The sequence below is a fragment of the Rhodococcus sp. IEGM 1318 genome, from assembly GCF_033142465.1.
In the GTDB taxonomy this organism is placed as follows: domain Bacteria; phylum Actinomycetota; class Actinomycetes; order Mycobacteriales; family Mycobacteriaceae; genus Rhodococcus_F; species Rhodococcus_F qingshengii_B.
The window spans coordinates 382,029-404,096 of the sequence record NZ_JAWLSC010000004.1 but is presented as its reverse complement, the minus strand read 5'-3'; the positions used below and the strand labels follow the sequence as shown (position 1 = coordinate 404,096).

General features: G+C 62.6%; 23 protein-coding genes. 10 read left to right on the top strand and 13 right to left on the bottom strand.

Annotation, left to right across the window (positions count from 1 at the left end):
* Positions 1–24: 24 nt before the first annotated feature.
* Positions 25–924: an oleate hydratase gene (locus R4P65_RS12800; RefSeq protein WP_317826745.1), complete on the top strand. Its 900-nt coding sequence runs from the start codon at positions 25–27 to the stop codon at positions 922–924.
* 7 nt (positions 925–931) lie between these two features.
* On the opposite strand, the gene R4P65_RS12795 is transcribed toward R4P65_RS12800, so the two are convergent.
* Both R4P65_RS12795 and R4P65_RS12790 read right to left on the bottom strand, forming a co-directional pair.
* Positions 932–1,309 (bottom strand): DUF5313 family protein, encoded by a 378-nt coding sequence (locus R4P65_RS12795; RefSeq protein ID WP_003943558.1) that lies wholly within the window; start codon positions 1,307–1,309, stop codon positions 932–934.
* 30 nt (positions 1,310–1,339) lie between these two features.
* The gene (locus tag R4P65_RS12790) at positions 1,340–2,311 is read right to left on the bottom strand and encodes a GlxA family transcriptional regulator (RefSeq protein ID WP_317826744.1); all 972 of its coding nucleotides are present in this window, start codon (positions 2,309–2,311) and stop codon (positions 1,340–1,342) included.
* A 71-nt stretch (positions 2,312–2,382) separates the two neighbouring features.
* Here R4P65_RS12790 and R4P65_RS12785 point away from each other — a divergent pair, with 71 nt between their 5' ends.
* From R4P65_RS12785 to R4P65_RS12775, 3 genes are all read left to right on the top strand, one after another.
* Positions 2,383–3,699, top strand: coding sequence for an MFS transporter (locus tag R4P65_RS12785; RefSeq protein WP_317826743.1), 1,317 nt, complete (start codon positions 2,383–2,385; stop codon positions 3,697–3,699).
* 78 nt (positions 3,700–3,777) lie between these two features.
* Positions 3,778–5,331, top strand: coding sequence for a succinic semialdehyde dehydrogenase (locus R4P65_RS12780; RefSeq protein ID WP_317826742.1), 1,554 nt, complete (start codon positions 3,778–3,780; stop codon positions 5,329–5,331).
* A 3-nt stretch (positions 5,332–5,334) separates the two neighbouring features.
* Positions 5,335–5,778 carry an SRPBCC family protein gene (locus R4P65_RS12775; RefSeq protein WP_317826741.1) on the top strand — a complete coding sequence of 148 codons (444 nt, stop codon included), beginning with the start codon at positions 5,335–5,337 and terminating at the stop codon, positions 5,776–5,778.
* Between the two features lie 60 nt (positions 5,779–5,838).
* Here R4P65_RS12775 and R4P65_RS12770 read toward each other — a convergent pair whose 3' ends face one another.
* Positions 5,839–6,795, bottom strand: coding sequence for a proline dehydrogenase family protein (locus tag R4P65_RS12770; RefSeq protein ID WP_317826740.1), 957 nt, complete (start codon positions 6,793–6,795; stop codon positions 5,839–5,841).
* Between the two features lie 115 nt (positions 6,796–6,910).
* On the opposite strand from R4P65_RS12770, the gene R4P65_RS12765 reads away from it, so the two are divergent.
* Positions 6,911–7,354 (top strand): hypothetical protein, encoded by a 444-nt coding sequence (locus tag R4P65_RS12765; RefSeq protein WP_317826739.1) that lies wholly within the window; start codon positions 6,911–6,913, stop codon positions 7,352–7,354.
* A 9-nt stretch (positions 7,355–7,363) separates the two neighbouring features.
* Here R4P65_RS12765 and R4P65_RS12760 read toward each other — a convergent pair whose 3' ends face one another.
* From R4P65_RS12760 to R4P65_RS12745, 4 genes are all read right to left on the bottom strand, one after another.
* Positions 7,364–8,179 (bottom strand): siderophore-interacting protein, encoded by an 816-nt coding sequence (locus R4P65_RS12760; protein ID WP_317826738.1) that lies wholly within the window; start codon positions 8,177–8,179, stop codon positions 7,364–7,366.
* A 144-nt stretch (positions 8,180–8,323) separates the two neighbouring features.
* Positions 8,324–9,556, bottom strand: a complete 1,233-nt coding sequence (locus tag R4P65_RS12755) for an HNH endonuclease signature motif containing protein (RefSeq protein WP_317826737.1) — start codon at positions 9,554–9,556, stop codon at positions 8,324–8,326.
* 92 nt (positions 9,557–9,648) lie between these two features.
* Positions 9,649–10,266 (bottom strand): response regulator, encoded by a 618-nt coding sequence (locus R4P65_RS12750; protein WP_205907232.1) that lies wholly within the window; start codon positions 10,264–10,266, stop codon positions 9,649–9,651.
* Positions 10,263–11,465: a sensor histidine kinase gene (locus R4P65_RS12745; protein ID WP_153213366.1), complete on the bottom strand. Its 1,203-nt coding sequence runs from the start codon at positions 11,463–11,465 to the stop codon at positions 10,263–10,265. Before R4P65_RS12745 ends, R4P65_RS12750 begins: the two co-directional genes overlap by 4 nt.
* 114 nt (positions 11,466–11,579) lie before the next feature.
* On the opposite strand from R4P65_RS12745, the gene R4P65_RS12740 reads away from it, so the two are divergent.
* The 3 genes from R4P65_RS12740 to R4P65_RS12730 all read left to right on the top strand — a co-directional run bounded on the left by R4P65_RS12740 (position 11,580) and on the right by R4P65_RS12730 (position 13,915).
* Positions 11,580–12,626, top strand: coding sequence for an ABC transporter permease (locus tag R4P65_RS12740; RefSeq protein WP_060938783.1), 1,047 nt, complete (start codon positions 11,580–11,582; stop codon positions 12,624–12,626).
* Positions 12,623–13,363 carry an ABC transporter ATP-binding protein gene (locus R4P65_RS12735; protein ID WP_020968047.1) on the top strand — a complete coding sequence of 247 codons (741 nt, stop codon included), beginning with the start codon at positions 12,623–12,625 and terminating at the stop codon, positions 13,361–13,363. The genes R4P65_RS12740 and R4P65_RS12735 overlap by 4 nt, the downstream gene beginning before the upstream one ends.
* Before the next feature lie 111 nt (positions 13,364–13,474).
* Positions 13,475–13,915 (top strand): PAS domain S-box protein, encoded by a 441-nt coding sequence (locus R4P65_RS12730; RefSeq protein WP_003943598.1) that lies wholly within the window; start codon positions 13,475–13,477, stop codon positions 13,913–13,915.
* Positions 13,916–13,921: 6 nt separating this feature from the next.
* On the opposite strand, the gene R4P65_RS12725 is transcribed toward R4P65_RS12730, so the two are convergent.
* Positions 13,922–14,548: a TetR/AcrR family transcriptional regulator gene (locus tag R4P65_RS12725; protein WP_019746303.1), complete on the bottom strand. Its 627-nt coding sequence runs from the start codon at positions 14,546–14,548 to the stop codon at positions 13,922–13,924.
* Positions 14,549–14,599: 51 nt separating this feature from the next.
* On the opposite strand from R4P65_RS12725, the gene R4P65_RS12720 reads away from it, so the two are divergent.
* A complete protein-coding gene (locus tag R4P65_RS12720; RefSeq protein WP_317826736.1) occupies positions 14,600–15,571 on the top strand; it encodes a hypothetical protein in 972 nt (323 codons plus the stop codon).
* On the opposite strand, the gene R4P65_RS12715 is transcribed toward R4P65_RS12720, so the two are convergent.
* The 5 genes from R4P65_RS12715 to R4P65_RS12695 all read right to left on the bottom strand — a co-directional run bounded on the left by R4P65_RS12715 (position 15,518) and on the right by R4P65_RS12695 (position 20,662).
* A complete protein-coding gene (locus tag R4P65_RS12715) occupies positions 15,518–16,810 on the bottom strand; it encodes a YcaO-like family protein (RefSeq protein ID WP_317826735.1) in 1,293 nt (430 codons plus the stop codon). The genes R4P65_RS12720 and R4P65_RS12715 overlap by 54 nt on opposite strands.
* Positions 16,807–18,147, bottom strand: coding sequence for a YcaO-like family protein (locus R4P65_RS12710; protein ID WP_317826734.1), 1,341 nt, complete (start codon positions 18,145–18,147; stop codon positions 16,807–16,809). Before R4P65_RS12710 ends, R4P65_RS12715 begins: the two co-directional genes overlap by 4 nt.
* On the bottom strand, positions 18,140–19,570 hold the full coding sequence (locus R4P65_RS12705) for a CocE/NonD family hydrolase (protein ID WP_317826733.1): 1,431 nt from the start codon (positions 19,568–19,570) through the stop codon (positions 18,140–18,142). Before R4P65_RS12705 ends, R4P65_RS12710 begins: the two co-directional genes overlap by 8 nt.
* Positions 19,567–20,379, bottom strand: coding sequence for a hypothetical protein (locus R4P65_RS12700; protein WP_317826732.1), 813 nt, complete (start codon positions 20,377–20,379; stop codon positions 19,567–19,569). The genes R4P65_RS12705 and R4P65_RS12700 overlap by 4 nt, the downstream gene beginning before the upstream one ends.
* A 94-nt stretch (positions 20,380–20,473) precedes the next feature.
* Positions 20,474–20,662, bottom strand: a complete 189-nt coding sequence (locus R4P65_RS12695) for a streptamidine-related RiPP repeat protein (RefSeq protein ID WP_003943543.1) — start codon at positions 20,660–20,662, stop codon at positions 20,474–20,476.
* Positions 20,663–20,754: 92 nt separating this feature from the next.
* Here R4P65_RS12695 and R4P65_RS12690 point away from each other — a divergent pair, with 92 nt between their 5' ends.
* Complete coding sequence (locus tag R4P65_RS12690) at positions 20,755–22,014, top strand: MFS transporter (RefSeq protein WP_317826731.1); 1,260 nt, start codon at positions 20,755–20,757, stop codon at positions 22,012–22,014.
* The last annotated feature ends 54 nt before the right edge of the window (positions 22,015–22,068 follow it).

Below are 22,068 nucleotides of genomic sequence, written 5' to 3'. Positions count from 1 at the left end.
CGTTCGAGTAAGGAACGAAACGCGATGTCTTCCAAGCTGTCTCACAAGGCCTACGTGATCGGTGCCGGCATCACCATCATGGACCTGGACATGCATGGAGAGAATGGCGGCGAATCTGCCGCTACCGCCCAGCGTCAGTACGGCGATCGCGAGCTAGGCGACGACGCGGGCTTCGTCAACCGTGGTGGTCGCATGCTCAACGAGGAGTCCTACGAGAACCTCCGGGACGTGCTGAGTGTGGTTCCGTCCCGGCGAGAACGATTACAAGCACATGCAATTCGACAACAACGATCGATACCTGTTGGCGAAGCTGATGAGCTTCGCCGGCACATGAACCGAATGATTCTCGAGTTCAGTCGCATTCAGACTCTCGCGGGTATCACCAGGTCCGCGTACAACCAGTACACCCCGATCGCAGAAGACATGAGAAACCCACCGAGTGCGCTGCTGTGGAAGCAGGCCACCGAGCATTTCCACGATCTCGGGAATCCTGACAAGTTCGTCGGGGACCGGGCGCAGAGTGAGTGGACCAGCTTCACTGTCACCACGTCGTCACACGAGCTCATCAACGAGATGTCCCGAATCACCAAGCAGCTCCCCGGAAATGCGCTCAACAAGTTCGTGGACTCGAACGTGCTTCTGTCGATCGTGGTCCACCATCAGCCGCACTACCACGCGCAGACAAGAGATCATGGACAGCGTCGTCAATTCGATTCCCAGCCACATGCCTTACGCCTGGCGTTCATCAGTCAGTTCGCGGAGCTGCCGTTCGACATGGTGTTCACCGAGCAGCACTCGGTGCGCTGTGCTCAGGTGGCCGTTTACAAGTTCCTGGGGATTCCGGAAGACAAGCTCACCAAGATGCATCACTACGAGAAGGACCCGAAGGTTCTCGCCAAGGCCGCAGTGACGACGTTCCGCTGAGGGGTGCTCAGCGACCGTGCCGCTTCTCGTAGTCCTCGCGAGTGCGATCGGCGCGGCGCTGGGCCTTCTCGTCGAGCAGTTCGGGATCGAGTCCGTGGCTCAGCAGGCGGTGGCGGCGGTAGATGGTGCCGAGCGCCACGACGAAGTACGCGAGCGGGATGAGCAACAAGGCCATCATGGCCAAGGGAATCCAGATCGGTCCCGGAATCAACAGGAACAAGAGCAGGATCAGCGTGGCCGGCACGGTGAAACGAATGATGTAGCGAGCCTGCGCGCCCGGTCCGACCAGATCGTTTCGCACCCAGTCCTGGTACCGGTCGGGGAGTGTCTTTCCCAGGAGGTATCCGCAGTACTGGGGAAAGTTCGGGCGAGTCTGTTCGGCCATGGCCTCCAGGATAGTGCCTGGTACTGCCGCTTACACCGGTGCCTTGAATGTGCGTCGGTAGGCGCTCGGTGAAACGCCGAGGGCCTCGTTCATGTGTTGACGCATGGATGTCGCAGTCCCGAAGCCGGTTCGAGCAGCAATCGCATCGATCGACAGGTCGGATTCCTCCAGGAGTTCCCGCGCCCGATCGACGCGTCTGCTGGTCAACCAGCGGTTCGGCGTCGTTCCGACTTCGTCGCGGAATCGACGGCTGAACGTACGGACACTCATGTTGGCGCACGCCGCCAGGTCCGCCAGCGTGATCGGGTCGTCGAGATGTTCGAGGGCCCAGTGCCGAGCGTCGGCAGTCGATTCCGAAGGCTTGTCGGCCAGTGGGCGGCGGATGTACTGCGCTTGGCCACCGTCGCGCCACGGCGGTACGACGCAACGCCTCGCGACGGTGTTCGCCACTTCCATGCCGTGGTCGCGCCTGACGATGTGCAGGCAGAGGTCGACCCCTGACGCCACCCCGGCCGAGGTCAGGATGTGGCCTTCGTCGACGAACAGCACGTCGGGGTCCACGTTCACTTTGGGGTAGATGCGCTGGAAATGGTCGGTGTTGCGCCAGTGCGTGGTGGCGCGGAGTCCGTCGAGCAAACCCGCCGCGGCGAGGATGTACGAACCGGTGCAGATCGAGACCAGTCGAGTGCCCGGGCGGATGTGTTGGAACGCTGCGGCCAACTCGGGGGAGAGGTAGCCGTCTTCGTACGCCGGGCCTAGTTCGTATGACGCGGGGATGACGACGGTGTCGGCGGTGGCGAGCAGCTCCTTCCCGTGGTCGACCGAGATGCTGAAGTCTGCGTCTGTCTGCACGGGATTGCCGTCGACGGTGCACGTCAGGATCTCGTACAGCGGCCGATCCTCGACGTCGAGGGCGCGCCCGAAGATGCGCGCGGGGATCCCGAGTTCGAAGGGGATGACTCCGTTCAGCGCCAGTACGACGACGCGATGCGGACCAGACATGGCTCGATTCTTTCATATATTGGCAATCCGGCCACTGTTCTCGATCGAATCCGAACTGAAGAATCTTCTCTGTGACTTCTGAGACCGCTCTCCCCGAATCGGGCCCACAGCAGGTAAGCCCGCCGCGCTTTCACCGCGCCTGGTCCGTCGCGATCGTGGCATTTCTGGCGTTGGTCGGAGCGGCGAGCTTCCGCGCCGCCCCGTCCGTCCTGATCGATCCGCTGCACGAGGATTTCGGTTGGTCCCGCGCCAGCATCTCGGCCGCAGTCTCGGTCAACCTGATTCTGTACGGGCTGACCTCGCCGTTCGCTGCTGCCCTGATGGAAAGGTTCGGTATCCGGGCGGTCGTCACTTCGGCGTTGGCGCTCATCTCGCTCGGCAGTGGTCTCACGATCTTCATGACCTCGAGTTGGCAGCTCATCCTGCTGTGGGGCGTGTTCGTCGGCCTCGGTACCGGTTCGATGGCGCTGGCGTTTGTCGCCACCGTCGTCGATCGTTGGTTCGTCGAGAAGCGTGGTCTCGTGACCGGCATCCTGACGGCCGGTGGTGCGGCCGGTCAGTTGGTGTTCCTGCCTGTCCTGGCGAGGATCGCGGAAACCTACGACTGGAAGAGCGTCGCATTCACGGTCTCGTTCGCCGCACTGGCCGTCGTGCCGTTCGTTCTGCTGTTCCTGCGTAACTATCCGTCAGACGTGGGTACGACGCCGTACGGCGCCCCCGCCGACTACGCCCCACCCGCCAAGCCTGCCTACCAGCGCGGCGGTGCCGGAGGCCGGGCGATCTCGGTGCTGGTGATGGCGTCGAAGACCAAGGTGTTCTGGCTTCTCGCCGGTACCTTCGCGATCTGCGGCGCGAGCACCAACGGACTGATCGGAACGCACTTCGTCCCGGCGTCGCACGATCACGGAATGCCGATCACCACGGCCGCGTCACTGTTGGCGTTGATCGGAATCCTCGACATGGTCGGCACCATCGCTTCGGGTTGGTTCACCGACCGCATGGACTCGCGAAAACTTCTCGGCATCTACTACCTGTTCCGCGGAATCTCACTGCTGTTTCTGCCGTTGTTGCTCGCCAACACCGTTAATCCGCCGATGATCGCGTTTGTCATCTTCTACGGGCTCGATTGGGTGGCGACGGTTCCACCGACCGTCGCGCTGTGCCGTCAGCACTTCGGCGCCGATGCTCCCATCGTGTTCGGTTGGGTGCTGGCATCGCATCAGATCGGTGCGGGTCTGGTGGCCTTCTTGGCCGGCCTCGTTCGTGATCAGATCGGCTCGTACGACGCCGCGTTCTTCGTGGCCGGCGCGCTCTGCGCGATCGCTGCAGTCATGTCGTTGTTGATCGCAAAGCGTCCGAAAGAGGCAGTATTGGTTGACTCTGTCTGATTCGGCACTGTGATCGGTACCACCGACGGGGTAAGTTGTGTGTAACTCCAAGAACTACTCACCAGTAGGGGTACTGAAATGCCTGCTCCGTCCGCTGCGACCTTCTCGCGGCTCGCCGATCTGATCGCCATCGACAATGTTGCCGATCGCCCGACGAAGTCCATCACCGAGGTGTTCACCGGCAAGGAGCTGGCGACCATCCCCGTCGGCACCGCCGACGACGCACTTGCGGCCATCGCCCGTGCGCGCGTCGCCCAGAAGGAATGGGCCAAGCGCTCCGTCCTCGATCGCGCTGCCGTCTTCCACCGCTACCGCGACCTCATCCTCGAGAACCGCGACGCACTCATGGACATGGCTCAGGCCGAGACCGGAAAGTCGCGTACCGCAGCTCAGGAAGAAGTCCTCGACATCTCGATGACGTCGCGTCATTACGCACGCGTGGCGCCCAAGATGCTGCGTCCGCGTCGTGTCTCCGGCATGCTTCCGGGCCTGACGAAGACCGTCGTCCGATACCAGCCCAAGGGTGTCGTCGGCGTCATCTCGCCGTGGAACTACCCGATGACGCTGGCCGTGTCCGACGCCATCGCCGCGCTGCTCGCCGGTAACGCTGTTGTCCTCAAGCCGGACAGCCAGACGCCGTACTGCGCGCTCGCCTGCGTCGAACTGCTCTACAAGGCGGGTCTGCCTCGCGACCTCTTCGCCGTGGTTCCCGGACCGGGCTCCGTCGTCGGCACCGCCCTGGTCGAGAACACCGATTACCTCATGTTCACCGGTTCCACCGCGACTGGTCAGCTCCTCGCAGAGCAGGCAGGCCGTCGACTGATCGGCTTCTCCGCCGAACTCGGTGGCAAGAACCCGATGATCGTCGCGGCCGGCGCAGACCTGCGCGAGGTCACCGACGCCGCTGTGCGTGCGTGCTTCTCCAACTCCGGTCAGCTGTGCATCTCCATCGAGCGCATCTACGTCGAAGAGTCCATCGCTCCCGAGTTCATCCGCATGTTCGGTGATCGGGTCAAGAAGATGAACCTCGCCGCCGGTTACGAATTCGGAATCGAGATGGGCAGTCTCGTCTCCGAGGCGCAGGTCAAGGCAATCTCCGCTCATGTCGACGACGCAGTCGTCAAGGGCGCCACCGTCATTGCTGGCGGCAAGGCCCGCCCGGACATCGGACCGCTGTTCTACGAGCCCACCCTGCTGACCGGGGTTCCCGAGGACGCCGAGTGCTACCGCGACGAGACCTTCGGGCCGCTCGTCTCGATCTACCCGGTCAAGGACGTTGAGGAGGCCATCGCTCAGGCCAACGACACCGAATACGGCCTCAACGCCAGTGTATGGGCGGGAAGCAAGGCCGCCGGTGAAGCTATCGCAGCGCGTATCCACGCCGGCACCGTCAACGTCGACGAGGGTTACGCTCCCACCTGGGGCAGCACCGCTGCACCGATGGGCGGCATGGGTGTCTCGGGCGTCGGTCGTCGTCACGGCGCCGAGGGTCTGATCAAGTACACCGAACCGCAGACCGTTGCTACCACTCGCGTCATGAATCTCGGTGGACCGCGCGGACTTCCGGCCAAGGTGTGGGCAAAGCTCATGCCTCACGCCATCAAGATCATGTCCTGGGTTCCGGGCCGGTAACGGGTGGTAACCGCCAGCGCGTACATCGAGGCAACGCCGGTATCGGTGTGGAAGGTTGTCAGCGACATCGAGGGTATGGGTCGCTTCAGTCCTGAAAACACCGGCGGAGCATGGACTTCCGGAACCCCGGGCGCCGTGGGTGCAAAGTTCAAGGGCACCAACAAGCACGGCCTGATTCGGTGGAGCACGCACTGCACGGTGGTCGACGTGGTCGACTGCCGGAAGTTCTCCTTCGAATCGGACGAGCCGAAAGCGCGGTGGACGTACGTGCTCGAGCCTTCGGGAACGGGCACTGTGCTTACCGAGACTCGTGAAATCTATGCCACGCCTGCGCTTTACGTCCGCATGATGTCGGGTAGCGGCCTGCTCGGTCGGGGTCGAGATCAGCTGATGCAGACCGGAATGGAAACCACTCTGGCGCGCATCAAGGCGTTTCTGGAGAGCTAGAAACTTACACAAGTGGGGCTGCACTCGATTCGAGTGCAGCCCCACTTGTGTTGCTGCGGATCAGTTTGCAGTGGTGACAAGCGCGGCGTCGACGAGCGCGGTGTAGACACGCTCCGGTTCTTCGGCGATGCGATTGAGTACGTACAGCCACCACTGTGTTCCGAAGATGACGTATTCGCGTGTGGTGAAGCCCGCGGCTCGGAGTGCGTCCAGTTGCTCGGTACCGAGACCAAGCAGCATCTCGAACTCGATGTGCTCGCCTCTGAGCTTCGAATCATGCTCGGCGCGTAATGCTTCGAGGATGTCGCGGTCATGCGTCGCGATGGAAACCTGGTGACCCGATTCGACAATTCGGGCTGCGTAGTCGAGATACGCGCGTCGCAGCTCGGCACTACCGCGCGGGTAGGCGACGGATTCGGCTTCGAGGAAGGCGCCCTTCACGAGACGGATGCGGCCGGGTCGGTCCAGCAGAGCGGCGAGATCCTTTGCGGTCCGGTGCAGTCGGGCCTGAATGGTGATCCCCACGTGAGTGAAGCGCTCGGCCAGCCGCGCGTGCATGTCGAGGACCAGGTCGGTGCGATCGGACGCTTCGGCGGAGATGATCAGCTCGGCACCTGCGCGTTCCGTGGCCTCGGCCAGGCGCACGACATTGCGAAAGCACTGCTCCGGATCGATTACCAAGCCGATGTGCGAGAGGTCGAACGACACGGTGCTCTCGACACCCGACGTGCCGATTCGTTCCGCGAGTTCCACGAAAACATCGGTTTCGGCGTTCGCGAGCTCGGGATCCCGGACGCTTTCCCCGGTGTATTCGATGCTCGCCTGGTGTCCTCGCGCGAAGATCGAGGGGAGGCGGTCGAAAGCGTCGTCGATGGTTTCGCCGCCGATGTAGCGAGCGGCGACTTTCCGTGCGAGTGCTGCCGTCGCAGCGTCCGCCATGGTGCGTTCTTTCAGGGATTCGTCGAGTGCGAGGCGGCGTAGGACGTCGGCGGCCTGGGCTTGTAGATCCGTGTTCACGGATTCAGCGTATCCGGATGAGGGGGCGGGAATTATTCTCCGGACCCTTGCGTTCGATCTATTGTCGATATATCGTCGATACGTCAAACAAACACAGGCAGTCCAGGAGGACAACATGTACGCCCCCCACAACAACCCAGAAATGCAAGAACGTCGCGAGCACGGCCGTCGAGGTCCGCATCGTGGACATGGTTTCCGTCGAGGATTCGAGGGAGAGAGGCCCGAGGGTCGCTTCGAAGACCGAGCAGAAGGACGCTCCGAAGGCCGACGCAGTCGCGGAGGTCAGCGCGGATTCGGCCGGCCCGACCAGCGCGGATTCGGCCGCCCTCACTTCGGTGAAGCCGGCGCAATTCTCCGTCCTGCGATGGGTCTACTCCGCGGAGCTGCCGTCGCGGTAGCCGCAGGTGGGAGCGCTGAGCAGGTAGCCAAGGCAGAGGCAATCCTTGCCGAGGCACGCCGAGCACTGTTCGAGATGCTGGCGGAAAAGCCGGCCGATGTAGAACCGACTGACGCAGAAGCTACAGCCGCAGAATCTACCGACACACTGCCGGCAGAGTGATCACGGCGCTCAGGCGCCGACGGTGACTTCCTCGCTGTTCATGCCGGAAACGTGGCCGTCGGCGCCCTCTCGCCAGTACCCGACAACATTGTGCTTGTCGCGAGCAATTCCTCGAACTTCCCTCAGATGCTTACGAATACGACGGCTGGTTGCGCTTTCGCACGCCACCCACGCGTAGACGTCGGCCGATTCGGATTCGGGAAACTCGACCTTCTCCACAGCCTCGAACAGCGCGCTCGGCGCCTTTCCGAGGCCACTCCCCACGAGCCACGTGTATGTGACGTCGCCGCGAGTGACAAACTCCTGTCGATCCTCTTCGGTTTCGACCTCGATGATCGCCTGTACGACATCGCCCTCTCGAAGTTCTTCGACAATCCTGCCCAGTCCGGGGAGACCCGTGGCGTCTGCGACCAGCAGCTGCCAGCGAGGACCCGCCGGAGCCTGGTAGTGGGAACGAGAACTGTCCGACCAGAAGACGCCGAGTAGGTGACCTGGTTCGGCCCGCAGGGCCCAATCCGCTGCAATACCGCCAGGGTGCACGACGAAGTCGATGTCCAGACGTCGGCCGCCGTCGTGCACCTTGCGCACGGTGTAATGCCGCCACGGTGGCTCGGTTCCGAGATCGGCCTTGCCGTAGTCGGGATTGTTGAAGTAGTCGTAATCTGCTTCTGTTTCACCGGGTTTCGGGAACGCAATATCGATGCGCTCGTCGCCTTGTCCGCCGGTCGGCCAGTGCCAGTCACCTTCTGCCTCGATGCTGATTCGCCGCATGTGCGGGGTCAGGGACGTGACGGTGACAACGCGGGCGGGTTCGCAGAAAGACATTCCTCGACCCTATTGGTCCTGCGTGTCGAAGTGGAGACAGATGCTGTCGCAAGACGGACATCGCGCGCAACCGAAAATGCCAGCGTATGCCCCGGGGAATGATTCTTCCCCGGTGCATACGCTGGCATTTTCAGTTATGGCCGTTCAGGCGGCTGTCGGCGGGCTGTTCCCGCCGATCGGCTGCTGATACGGATCAACGGACATCGGCGGATAGAACACCGACTTCCGATCCGGACCGATCTCGACCCGCCACTCCGTATGATGCAGCGTCCGATGATGATGACCGCACAACAAGATCAGATTGTCGAGATCTGTTGGGCCACCATCACCCCAGTGAACAATATGATGAGCATCGCACCACCCCGACGGAGTCCCACACCCCGGAAACGCACACCCACCATCCCGAACCGCCAACGCCCGCCGCTGCGGAACCGTCGCCGTTCTCGCTTCCTTCCCACACTCGAGCGGAACACCATTCTCATCCAACAAAATTCGGGTGACGGTGCAGTCGCACGCCAGCATCCGGGCGGTATCGATACTGATCGGGCCCACCCAATCCGTCCACGCAAATCCCAGCTCCTCGGTGGACGGCAACAGGTCTTTCAGAACTTTAAGGTCCGTCATGTCTTTCGCGGACGCGGTCACCGTGATGTGCGGTTTCACCCCGCCCTCGATCGGACCCAACCCCGCCCGCTCGTACCGGCGCAACAACTCGCAAAACTCATCCGCCCGCCGTAGCGCCGGAGTACGCGTGTCCTTCACGCCGTCCTTCTCCGGCGCCGACAGGCTCGACAGCAACGTGATCAGACGGGCCCCGTTCACAGCATCCAAGTCGCCCTTCACAGTCACTCTGCCGTACAAGCCTTTCGAGGCGTAGAACTCGTTACGCTCCGAATCCTCCCCGACCGGAACACCGTCCTCACGCTTGCCATACTGCTTCTCGATCCGCCGAATCGCCGCCCGCACCGCATCACAATCCGCGATGTTCTTCGACGCCAACCCCAACAAGATCCCGCGAGCCTTGTCCACATCCGCCAGGGTCATGTTCTTCGGCGGATGCTGACAAAACGACGCCACCTGACGCGCCTTCAACGCATCCACATCACCACGATGAAACGCATCGCCCACAACAGGTTCGAGCATCAACAACCGCGCCAACCCGACCAGCAGACTGCACTCACCGATCTCCAGATTCGTCGAACCATGCAACCACTGCGCGATCGCCCGAAAACCCTTCCCACCGAGAACCTCTCGGGAAAACATCTCCACGATCAGCAGCACCAACCGCGACTGCAACTCGTGCCGGGCACCAACCAGATCGAGAACCTCACTCTTGAGGTCCTCACCATCCAGTTGCCACGCATCCCGACTGTTCATGAAGCAATCATATTCGAACAGAGTTTCGAACACAAGAGAATTACAAGCGAAAATTACTGCTGTCCAGCTACTTTCGACAATTCGGACAAACGTCAGATCGAACCCAGCTCCCGCGCACGAGCTACCGCCGACGTCCGCGACTTCACGCCCAACTTGCCGAAGATGTGGACCAGATGCGATTTGACCGTGGTCTCGCTCAGGAAAAGTTCTTTACCGATCTCTCGGTTGGATCGACCCGCCGCCACCAACTTCAGCACTTCGATTTCCCTTGGACTAAGGCTGGTTTCGGGTTTGCGTACCCGAGTCATGAGCTTCGACGCGATGGCAGGGGAGAGAACGCTGTCCCCGCTCGCAGCGGCGCGGACGGCCGACAGCAACTCGACCGGGGGTGTGTCCTTGAGCAGATAGCCGCTGGCTCCGGCTTCGACGGCGCTCAAGATATCCGCGTCCGTGTCGTAGTTGGTCACAACGAGTACGTGCGGCGGATTCGGCAGCGCGCATACCGCGCGGGTGGCGTCGACCCCCGTCTTGCCTGGCCCGAACCGCAGGTCCATGAGCACGAGGTCGACCGGCGAGGTGGCGCAGAAGGCTATGGCTTCCTCGGCGGTCCCTGCTTCGCCGACCACCTCGATGTCGGATTCGCTTTCGAGCAGCGCTCGCAGCCCGGCGCGCACGATCGCGTGATCGTCGGCGAGCAGCAGGCGGATCACTGTTCACCGACATCGAGGGGAAACGTCACCGCGACGGCCGTGTGTCCCGGCTCCGACTCGATGGAGAACGTTCCGCCCTGCAGTTCGACGCGTCGTCGAATTGCATTGAGGCCAAAAGATTCCGCCGGTCCACGTTCGAGAACTTTCACGTCGAAGCCGCGGCCGTTGTCGACCACGTCGAGGCTGACGGTGTTGTCGGAATACGTCAGTGTCACAGCCATTCTGGTTGCATCCGCGTGGCGGAGAACATTGGACACCGCACCCTGGGCGATGCGCACCAGTGTTGCTTCGAGAGGCATCGGCAGCCGGATTGCCTCACCTTCGACCACGGATCGCGCTTCCAGTTCAGGACTGCTCGCGCGTTCACAGATTCGACGAAGCGCATCGGCGAGCGACTGACCGTCCAGGGCCGCCGGTGTCAATTCGGCGATGAGTTGGCGGGTTTCGGCAAGACTGTCCGCTGCAGTTTCCCGTGCGAGGCTGATCTGCCGGATGGCCGGGCTCTCCGGATCGGCGCGTTCGGCAGCGTGGAGGAGCATCTGGATGCTCGAAAGTCCTTGGGCCACGGTGTCGTGGATCTCGGCCGCGAGCCTTTCACGTTCGGCGAATTTTCCGGCATCGCGAGACGTCGACGCCAATTCTTCACGGGTGTTCATCAATTCGTCGATGAGACGACCGCGCTCGGCTGCCTCCCGGTACAGCGCCTGATATCCGAGACCGATAGCAACGGCTACGGCGGCGCCGATGATCGGACCGACGGCGCCGGCCACCGTCCACCCACGATGCAATCCGGTGCCGATCACGGCGACGGCCGTCGCCGCGGTGACGGCCAGCAGGCTCCAGGGGCGCCGCAGAATATGGAGATAGAGGAAGAAGAGTCCGAACGCGAGGTAGGCGGCGTCGGCGGATACCGCCATCGTCGCGATCCAGACGAGGGTCAGCACGGCCAGCCACCAGCGGGCAGCGTTGCCGCGCAGCCTTTTGGCAACCCCGAAAAGATAGACGGCAACAAAGATCACGGCCAACGCGATGATTGTTGCGGTCAGGTCGGATTCGTCGATCAGCGCTCGAAGAAACACCACACCGGCCAGCGCCATGACAAGGACATGCAGGCCCAGTTGTAGGCCGGCGAAGACAGGCGTGAGCGGAGATCGGTGCATCTCGCCCAGCTTAGCGAGGTTCGGGCCTGGTTCATCCATCAAAAGTTGTAAACCGGGATGGTTCTTTCGAGCGCTGGAATGTCGATCCGAGGTGCGATGGAAAGAGTCTGCATCCGCGAGAGCGTAGAGGCAAGCACAGGAAAGGAATTCACAGTGTTTGTCGCAATGAGGGACTTACGGGCAGCGCGAGGTCGTTTCGCGCTGATCTCCGTCGTGGTTCTGTTGGTTGCACTTCTGGTCAGTTTTCTCAGCGGGTTGACTGCAGGACTTCGCCATCAGAACGTGTCGGCCATCGAGGCCATGAATGCCGACACGGTGGTGTTTGCAGACACCGGAGCTGGGGCGTCGTTCGACGAGTCGGCGCTCACACAGGACCAGGTCAACGCCTGGGCCGGGGCCGCGAAGGATGTCGATCCCATCGGAATCGGCCGCGGGAAGGCAGGATTGGCCGACGGAAATCAGAAGTCGGTGGCCCTGTTCGGTGCTGACGGCGGTTTCGGTGACGTGACGCCGTCGGCGTCAGGCACGGTGGTGTTGAGCGAAGGTGCCGCCCGCGATCTGGGGGCGGGCGCCGGCGATCAGGTGAGCGTCGGTACGCAGCAGTTCACCGTCAGCGACGTTCGCGGTGACGACTGGTACAGCCATTCGCCCGTCGTCTGGATGACGCTCGGTGACTGGCAGGCGGCCAATCCACGCGGCGGCGTTGCGACAGTACTGGCTGTCACCGGAGCCTCTGACGCTTCCGCAACGGACAAGTCAGCCGCGACGACGTCGACGACGGTCAGCGGTTCGCTCGACGCGATCGGTTCGTACAAATCGGAGAACGGGTCGTTGACCCTGATGACGCTCATGTTGTTCGCGATCTCGGCCCTGGTGATCGGTGCGTTCTTCACGGTGTGGACGATCCAGCGAACCCCGGACATCGCGACGTTGAAAGCGCTCGGCGCAACCACCGGTTCTCTGGTGCGCGACGCACTGGGTCAGGCCCTCATCGTCCTGATTGCCGGCGTCACCGTCGGAATCGGGCTGACGGCCGTAGCCGGTTCGCTGATCGGAGACGCCATGCCGTTTGTCCTGGACGCATCCACGACCGTCGTACCTGCCGTGGCATTGATCGGACTCGGCCTGCTCGGCGCGGCCTTTGCACTTCGATTCCTCTCGACCACTGATCCACTCACAGCATTGGGGAGCGCACGATGACCATGACAACCGGCACCACAGTTCTCGACATCCAGAACGTCGATCTGACGTTTCCCGACGGGCAATCGCGGGTGACGGCGCTGGACGACGTGTCTCTGCGACTGCACCGCGGCGAGATCGCCGCGATCACCGGACCTTCGGGTTCAGGCAAGTCCAGCCTGTTGGCGGTGGCGTCGACCCTGATCCGTCCGGATTCCGGGCACGTCTATCTCCGGACGCCGGAAGGCAGCACCGACATTGCGGCGCTGAGTCGGCGGGCGGCGTCGGAGCTGCGACGCTCGTCGATCGGAATCGTCTTCCAGCAGTCCAACCTCGTGTCGTCGCTGACGGCTCTGGAACAGCTCGAGGTGATGGCGCATCTGGGGCAGTCCGTTTTCACGTCACGGACCCGTCGCAAAGCCGTGAAATCAAAAGCGATGGATTTGCTGGACGCTGTCGGGCTCGCGGATCAGAGCGGAAAACGGCCGTCTCAGCTGTCGGGTGGGCAGCGACAGCGCGTCAATCTCGCGCGAGCATTGATGAACGATCCGCAGCTTCTGGTGGTCGACGAGCCCACCAGCGCGCTCGATCAGGAGCGCGGTGCCGCTGTCATGGATCTGATCATCGGGGTGGTGCGGGAACACGAGGCGGCAACCCTTCTCGTGACACACGACCGAAGTCACCTGTCTCGGATGGATACTGTCTATCGTGTTGTTGACGGTTCCTTGGCGGAGGACCAGGAGGCGCTCGCGGCGTAACTCAGGCGGGCACGATTCGGGCATTCGTCACTGCATCCGGGCGGGAAGTCAACCCGCGATTTGCTGGGCAGTTAGACTGTTGTCGACTCGGGCAACTTGAGAGGACGTGTTATGGAACGCCGCCGCAATGTTGCGCAGCCGCCACAATCGCCGATTGCGGATCTGGAGCAGATGCCTGCTCTGATTCTCCTCGACAGGCTTCCGGTGCCGGTCATGGCCGTTCACCGCGACGGCAGCATCGTTTTTGCCAACCCGTCCTTCGCTGACATGCTGGGATATCCCAAGAAGGCCGTCTCGGCGTTGCGTTTGCAGGACATTCTCTACGACAAGGATGCCGACGACGTCAGTGCCGAGCAGGCTCATCGTGAACTGAGCTCCGAGCCGGGCTCGGTCAAGGAGTTCGTGCACTCGGACAGCACATTGGTGCGCGCGACGGTCAGTCAGTCTCTGCTCCGACGGGACGACGACACGATCACCCTCGCCGTCCTTCACGATCTGACGGAACGCCTGTGGAACAACCCACGGCACATCGACGACAAGCCCACCAAGTAGTCCCAGCTACTTCCGGGATTTGACGGTTCGGTCCAGGCCGAGGGTGGCGGCAAGGGTGTTGACCACCCATTCTTCGTACTTTTGGCCGGTCCAACCCGCGCCGACCACGAGGTCTGTGTACGTCTCGGGGCTGAGCAGCGTGAGTGCGACGTTCACGGCTGTTTCGAGGTCGACGGTTGGCGCTTTTTCGACGATGCCGACCATCAGATGTTCCTGCACCGTGCGTCGCTGAGTGCGGTTGATTTGCCACAGGCGGGCGGCGTCCTCGTCGGCGGAAGCGGCAGCCCGCAGTGCCAACAGGATGTCCGCGGTGCGCTCCAGAATGAGCCGTCCGTGGTGAACCTGAATCCGGAGTTGCCCGAGTGGATGTGGGGCGCCGAGCGCTGCCGCCACCCACGGACGGTCGAGAGTTGCCGTCTTTTCCTCGTCGCCCGCAACGGCCACGTCGAGCAGTGCTGACAGCACGCTCGGCTTGTTGCCGAACACAAAATAGACACTCTGCACCGACACGCCCGCCGCCGCGGCAAGCTGTTTGATCGTGGCGGCCGCGTAGCCGGGATCGACAAAAACTTCCCGCGCTGCCTCGATGATCTTGCGCCGCGCCGACGTGTCTTCCCGAAGAACCTCAGTCATGATTAGAGTTTAACTCTAGAGTCGAACTCTAGCGACTCGGGAGGCGAAATAATGACGAAGGTTCTTGTACTCGGTGGCTACGGTGCCGTCGGGATTCCCCTGATGAAACAACTCGCGAAGGTCCCCGAAATCTCCGCGTACTCCGCCGGGCGCGATCGTGCCCGCGCGGACGTCGTCGTTGATCTTAAAGAACCAGGCGCGTACGCGGCTGTGGTTCGAGACTTCGATGTCGTGGTGAATGCGTCGGGTTTCGAGGATGTTCGCCTGGCAGAAGAAGCGGTACGCGGTGGGGCGGCATTCGTCGACATCACGGCGACCTCGAGCTACTGCGAAGAATTGGAAGCGGTCGACGGCCCAGTTCTGATGGGCGTCGGATTGGCACCGGGATTGACCAGTGTCCTTGCCGCCGAGGCGCATCGACTCGGCGACGGACCCGTGGACATCGTGATCGGCCTCGGCGGCGGAGAACTACACGGACCGGCCGCGACGGCGTGGACGTACGGGATGTTGGGGACGAGGTTTCCCGATCCTGACGGGCGATCGATCCGGAACTACACCGGGATGAAGACGTTTCGGATACCGGCGGACGCGACCGGGTACCGATCCGGTCCTGCTGTGCGGGCCGATTTTTCGGACCAACATGCCCTGACGCGCGACCTTGGTGTCCCGGTCAGGACGTACTTGCGATTGGACACGTCCACCGCGACGCTCGGGCTTGCGGCCATGACGTGGGCGCCCGCCCTCCAGAAGGTAGTGCCGAAGAAGCTGTGGGGCTCGGATCGTTGGGTTGCGATGGCACGAACGGATACCGCTCCGGCGCTGTGGGTTTCGGGGCGTAGCCAGTCCGCCGCGACGGCAACCATCGCGGCGCGTGCCGTGCAGGTGATTCGAGACCGTGCAATCTCGAAGCCGACGTGGTTTCACGCGGTGGAGACCGCAGAGTCGTTACAACTGGCAGTTCCCGAACTGTCAGTGCGGCAATGGGATGGTGCGAGACGGATGTCCGGCAAGACTGTCGACTAGTCGGGGCGAGCCGAGAAACGGTAATCCGGCGGCCGCATTGGTGAGACAACCGGGTACGACGACGCGGACGACATGCAGGCCAGTACTGAGAACATCAGCAGTGGTGAGGTCGACCCATGCCGGCCTGAAACCCGAGCCTGTCAGTGCGCTTTCGGTATCGATGGGTGACGTCAGAGAGTCGAGGTCCACCTCGCCGACGACGGCACCTGCCAGCTCACTCTCGAATCGTGCTTGGATCTCCGGGTCCAGGTGGAGCTGCAAGTGGCACCCGTAATCCATCACGTCGGCAAAGTCCGATCGGTAGGCGCCTGCATAGCTTCGGTCAGCTCGCCAAGGCGCAAGCGGGCTGGTCGGGGAGGCCGCGGCTCGACCGATGCCGCTCTCCGGGTCGTCGTAGTCGGCGGAAAGCAGTTGCAGCTGAAGCGCTTCGCCGAGCGACTTGAAAGCAGCCGTCTGCGCTTCTTCGTGGCAGGCGGTACCCATGGTCGAGTATCCGGTGAGTCGGTCGTGGACGAGGGCGCCGAGCACCGGGATGCCGAAATCGCTGTCGAATGACAACCACCTGGTCGAGAGGCTGCCGTGATTGCCCAGGCGGCGAAGCACCTCGGGGATGCCGGTGACTATCCGAACGCCGCGTCTTCCGGTCCAGGAAAGCGTCATCGCGTCGCGCTCGACTATCTCGCGCAATGCATTCCGTATCGCGAATTCCGTCGTGGGACCGGCGGCGAGACCCGCCTGCGCTACTGGAGAGATCGCCGGACCCGTCCGGGCGACGAAATGAGGATACGAACCCCAGACGAGTTCGGCCGGTACCCAGATATCCGAACCCGTGATCAGGTCGACTCCGCGAGTCCAGTCCAACTCGAGATCGTCGGTTGGTTCGACGAACGGGAACTGTGGCCGTGCGTACTGGGCGGCGTCGAAACGCGCGAGTTGTGACAGGTCGATGCTTGCTCCGATCAATGCATCGGCCGACCCGCGGACGATCGGTTTGGCGACGATGTTCCCGCAATATCGTTCCACCGCTTCACCTATCGCGGCAGCGGTAGGCCGCGCACGGTCACCCAGATCGAAGCAGTATCCGGCACCCGCCGAGTCGCTGGACCAGGGTGAGAAGCGTGCCGAGTCGGAGGCATGCGAGTGAATCAGCTTGAACTCCGGCGGAAAGTGCTGGGGAACAACGGCGTCGACCAACTCTCGAATGATCCCAGTTCGGCGGTCGACGAGCAAAGTTCTCATGCGAGAGGAACCGGCAGATGCAGATGGGTGGTCGATGCGCTGGTCAATCTGCTACCTCCAAGAAGGGGAAAAGCTGCCGGCGCATTGTTGTAGAGGCCGGGAGACAGGACGCGGACGACGTGCAACCCGGCAATCGAGATGTCGCGGGTGGTGAGATCGACGGAAATCGGTTGGTACCCTCGAGACGTCAGAAGGGCTACCAGAGAAGCAAGATTCACAGGATCTTCGTCGGGAATCTCTGATACCGAGCGTGTTTCGGTGTAATCGAACAGGTGCTCTTCCGCAAGGTGCGCCATCACGGGATCGAGGTAAAGTTGGGCGACGGTCGGCAGATCGACGACGTCTTTCCATTGCGGATCGAACTCGTCCCGGTAACGACGGTCGGCCCGAAAGGGTTTGTACAGGTGCGCCGGCAGCGTTCCGTCCACCACGCTGCGCCAGGTCGGCCCGTCGGGGTCGGCGAGGTCGATCGTGATGGCAAGTACGGCGTACGCCTCGACAAGGGCCTTCGAGACTGCCGCCTCCACCATTGGTCGACAAGCTGTGCCCAGCGCGACCAATCCACGTCGGTCATCCCGGATCCACACTGCGGCGACGGGAATGCCGAAGGGGGAGGGAAGCAGAAGCACTCGAACGCTCCGAGTGTCGCTCTCCAGATCCCCGAGTTGGCGGTGCACAGGTAACCGCTCCCAATCGGCGAGCTCGATTGCCGGCTGTGGCCGGTCCCCGCACCACCACAGCGCGGTGGCATCGCGTTCGAGAAGTTCCAGCAGAGCTGACATCTCGGCCTCGTCGCGTGAGCGTCCCGCGGCGATTCCGGCGTACTGCAACGACGCGATCGGTGGTTCGCCGCGACGGGTGCCGGTGTAGTACCCGAGATAGGTCAAGGCGGCCGGCACATAGGTGGGCACTTTTTCGTCCATGGTGTGACCCAGCGCCCAGCGGATTTCCAGAGCCGATGTGAAGGGAGCAAAGGGGAATCCGGGAAGGCGGTACTGATCCTCGCTGTACAACGCAAATTTCGCCGGGTCGACGACCCGTGAGCCTGCCAGTTCCAGCGCTGACGCACTGCTGCGGATCAGATCTTCAGGGACTACGTTGCCGCAATATCTTTCGACAGCCTCACCGGTTGCAGCACCGCGAGCTGCTGCGTCGTCGCGTATCGAAGCCCCGAATCCGTAAGGGTCCGCGCGAAACAGTGAACCGCTGCCGCCGAAGTTTCTGGTGTCGGCCACCCTCGCGGCCCAACCGACCCAGCCCGTCGGCATGTCCGAGCGAATGTGTGGTTCCAGTGAGGTCAGCACGCCGCTTCGGGCGTCGACCAGCAAGTCATCCACCGTCAGTTCCTCCGAGTATCGGCAGGGTCAACGACCCGGAAAATGATTGGTGCAGTGCGGTACTGCGTGTTCCTCGATAGCGATCACCGTCTCCGAGATTGCGTGCGAGCCGTGGGAAGTCCGAGCCGGCGATCCGCAGCGTCAGAACGTCACCAGGGTGCAGGGTGTGGAGTACAGGATCGAGATCGATAGTCAGCGTGCCGGGTCGAAGGCTGACACCCGCGCCACGAGCGATCGATCTCGTGACTCCAGTGGGATCGACGACGCTCAGCTCGACGATCCAGTCAGCTTCGCCCTCGGGCGAATGCACTGTCAACTCCACCGAAGGCATTCCCGACAGCACACACTCGACCTCCATGTCGAAAGTCCAGACAACACAGTCGTTTCGGCCCTCGTCTGCGTGGTGCGTGAAGTTGAAAGGCGCCGTCCTCGGGTCTGGTTCGAGACGAACGCGATTCGCACCCGTGACATACGGTTCGGTCGACCAATCGCCGGCACCCCGGTCGAATACCCGATTGATGGTCACGGGCCGCGCCGAGAATATCGATTCCATCCACTCGACCTGAAGGCGGCCGAAACTTGTCTCGCCGACCCTTCCCGGGCGGAGGTCGTGCGCCCAGGGGCCCACGATCAAACTCTGCGGCCCGCGCCACACGGATGCGAAGTGCCGCAGTGTCTCCCGAATCATCGCATCGTCCCAACCGCCGATGTGCAGCCCGGCGACGTCGAGTTCGGAGAGTTCGTCCGCGGACACCAGATCATCGCCACCGAAGTCTTCGCGCTCACGAGCGCGACGGATCGGCGTCAACCAGCCCGGTGAATCGGAGGTCAGGCCAACCTCCTCGATCATCGACTGCACCGGGAGATGTTCCAGCAAAGACGAATCCGAGCGCATCAGGGCAGGGATGAAACCCTCACGAGAGGAAGACGAATCTCCGTGCTCGCCCCACCACGCCAGATGCTCGGCGAGGAGAAGTATCCCCGAGGGATCACGTTTGACGCGGTCGCTTCCGATGGTCGGCACTTTGGAGACGACGCCGCGAGCACGAAATGCCCGATCGGCGCCGTTGGTCTCGGCAGTAAACGCCCACGCAGTTCCGGCCGCATACGAAGCCCCGCTTGCGATGACGCACTCCGGTGTCCACGGCTGATCCTGCAGCCACTCGGCAAGGGCGGCGCCGTCCTCGCGCTCGTGGAGGTACGGTTCCCAAGATCCGGTGGAATCGTGCCGTCCACGTACGTCCTGACAGATGAATGCAATTCCTCGCGATCGCCATTCGAGCCCCTCGGCCAGATGCCACCCGCGTCCGTACGGGGTGCGGATCACGATCAGTCCCCGAGGTGAAGAATCTGGTGGGAGAAGCACATCCGTAGCCAGCGAAGAGCCGTCTGCCGCTGGGATCTTCACTCCGAGTGAGATCACCGGAGCGTCGGCGAAGGTTCGAGAACGCCGCCAGGCAGTGGTAGCACGGGATGGCGAGTCATCATGAGGGTTCGTGGATTCATCCGGATCTGGTAGTGAAGGTGTGATTGCGGTGCGCCATGGGCACCAGCCACGACGTCCGAACATGCAAGTGCACTGACCATTGCGGCTGCGGTGGGTGAAAGTCCAAGCGGACGACGTTCGCTGTCGGCGAGGTGGTTCCACAGCGCCAGCAGGTGATCCGGTACACGTGACGCGGCTAGTCGCCGACCGCAGACGTCCCGGTATCTCGCGCTGTCGATGCCGTCGAAGAAGGGACCGATGCAGATCTCACCCAGCTCTTTGTGGACGCGTTGCCACGGAGTTCGGCTGCGGCGGCACCAGGTATCGAGTTCCGACCACGCGTCGTGAGGAGGAGCGTCGGCAACCGACAGTACGAGGTCCGAAGACGCAACGTCGTCTTCGATTGGCGCAGTGGTGGATACGACGTCGAGGTCCGGAAGAGCCTTGGAGAGCAGAGCGATGCAGGCATCGGCAACGGGTCCGACCCCGTCCATCAGCACACGCTGTGGACCCGGAATCTCTGGCACTTGACCTGGAACAGCCAGCACGCCGCGAGAGACGAGAGCGTCGGCGATCTCGATCGCTCCCGGGCCGAGCACCGAACCAGAGCGCCTGAGAAAGTTGTCGAGTTCCGCGAGGTCTTCGGCCGGCGCACCGATCGTGACCGCGTTCTCGTCCGGTGTCAGGTAATGCCAAGTACCGTCCGGTGTCGGATACAGCTGGTGTCCGTCGGCGAGGGCGTACACGGATCTCCTTGTCGGTGCCCGCACCCGACGAGTCGGATGCGGGCGGGGTCATCGGCAGATCAGACCGTCGAAACGGTCCGGATCAGGGAAGGTTTCAGCTCTGGAAGCTGAACGGGTTGTCGACGAGGGCGTTGGTGCCCACACCCTGCAGAGCATGTGCGGACGTCGCCTCGGCAACCGGCTCGAAGGTGAACGGGTTGTCGACGAGGGCATTGGTGCCGACGCCCTGGAGTGCATTGGCCGGAGCCGAGTTGGAGACGCTGTCGAACGAAATGTTGCTCATTGTCATCCCTTCCGTAATGGAAACCATTTCCATTACGATGCCACCGTACGAAAGATCGCCACGGAGAGCAACAGGTACAAGAGAGTGCATACATGAGCGAGGCCTCGACGACGGGATCCGCCGAAGCGCAACCACATGTGTTTCGGGACAGATCGTTTCGATTCTTCTTCACGGCTCGCACGATTGCCGTGGCCGGTGCGGCCGTCACCGGAGTGGCAATGCCGATCCTGGTGTTCGACATCAGCCGGTCTCCGTTTCTCACCTCGCTCGCGGCTGCGGGGACGGTTCTGCCGTACCTCGTGTTCGGCTTGTTCGCGGGCGCCGTGGCAGACCGAGTCAACCGGCGGACAGTCATCCTGTGTGCGCAGGCCGTCGCTGCTCTTGCCTTGGCGAGCATTCCGGCGGCTCAGGCGCTCGGTGTGTTGACGGCATGGCACGCGGTCGGCGTATCGATGTGCATCGGAACGTGTTTCGTGTGGTTCGATGCTGCAGCTTTCGGAGCCTTGCCTGCGCTGGTCGGTCGGCAGAGAATACCGGCCGCCAACAGTGCGCTGTGGACTTCCAGCACGCTCGTCGATGTTGCCTTTCCGGCTATTGCCGGAGTGCTCGTGGCATCGATCGGCCCGGCCTACGCATTGGGTGCTGATGCACTGGCCTACGTATTGGCCGGGCTGGCCATGGCGTCGATCGGAGCCTCGTTCTCGAGTACTCCTGCGGCGCCGAAGAAGTCGGAACCCGGAATTGCGCGTGACATACGCGAAGGCCTCAGCTTCCTCTGGCAGTCTCCGCTCCTGCGAGCCTTAACCGGCGTCGGCTTCGTCAATTCGCTGACGCAGGGTGCTGTCACGGCGCTCCTGGTGGTGTACGCGACCGAGAGGCTGGGGATTTCGACGTCGAGTCCGATGATCGGGGCCGTGTGGACAGCAGTCTCCGTGGGTGGCGTGGTCGGCGCAGTCTTGCTCCCACGCCTACCGGCGCAATGGCCGGTCGGCGCGATCACTGTCGGTGCGTTGACCATCGCCCCGGTGGTGCTGTTCGTCGTTGCGACAACCAGCAACACCGCCGCAGCGATCACCGCTCTGACTGTCTACTCCGGCTGTGCGACCGTCACCATCCTCAACGGCATCGGTGCACGTCAGCGTCTGACTCCGGATCGTCTACAGGGGCGCGTGAACACCACGGCGAGGATGGTCGCCTGGGGTGGTTCGCCGGTGGGTGCCTTGATTGCCGGGGCAATTGCAGGACGTTGGGATATCGGCACCGCCTACCTCGTTGCGTGCAGCTTTGCGCTGGTCGGGGCACTCTTCGCGTGGGTGAGCGCCCTGCGGACCGATCCTTGTCCGCACAGATGAGCATGTCACTATTAATGAAAACGACTGTCGTTATGGTTAGATCCACCTGTTCAT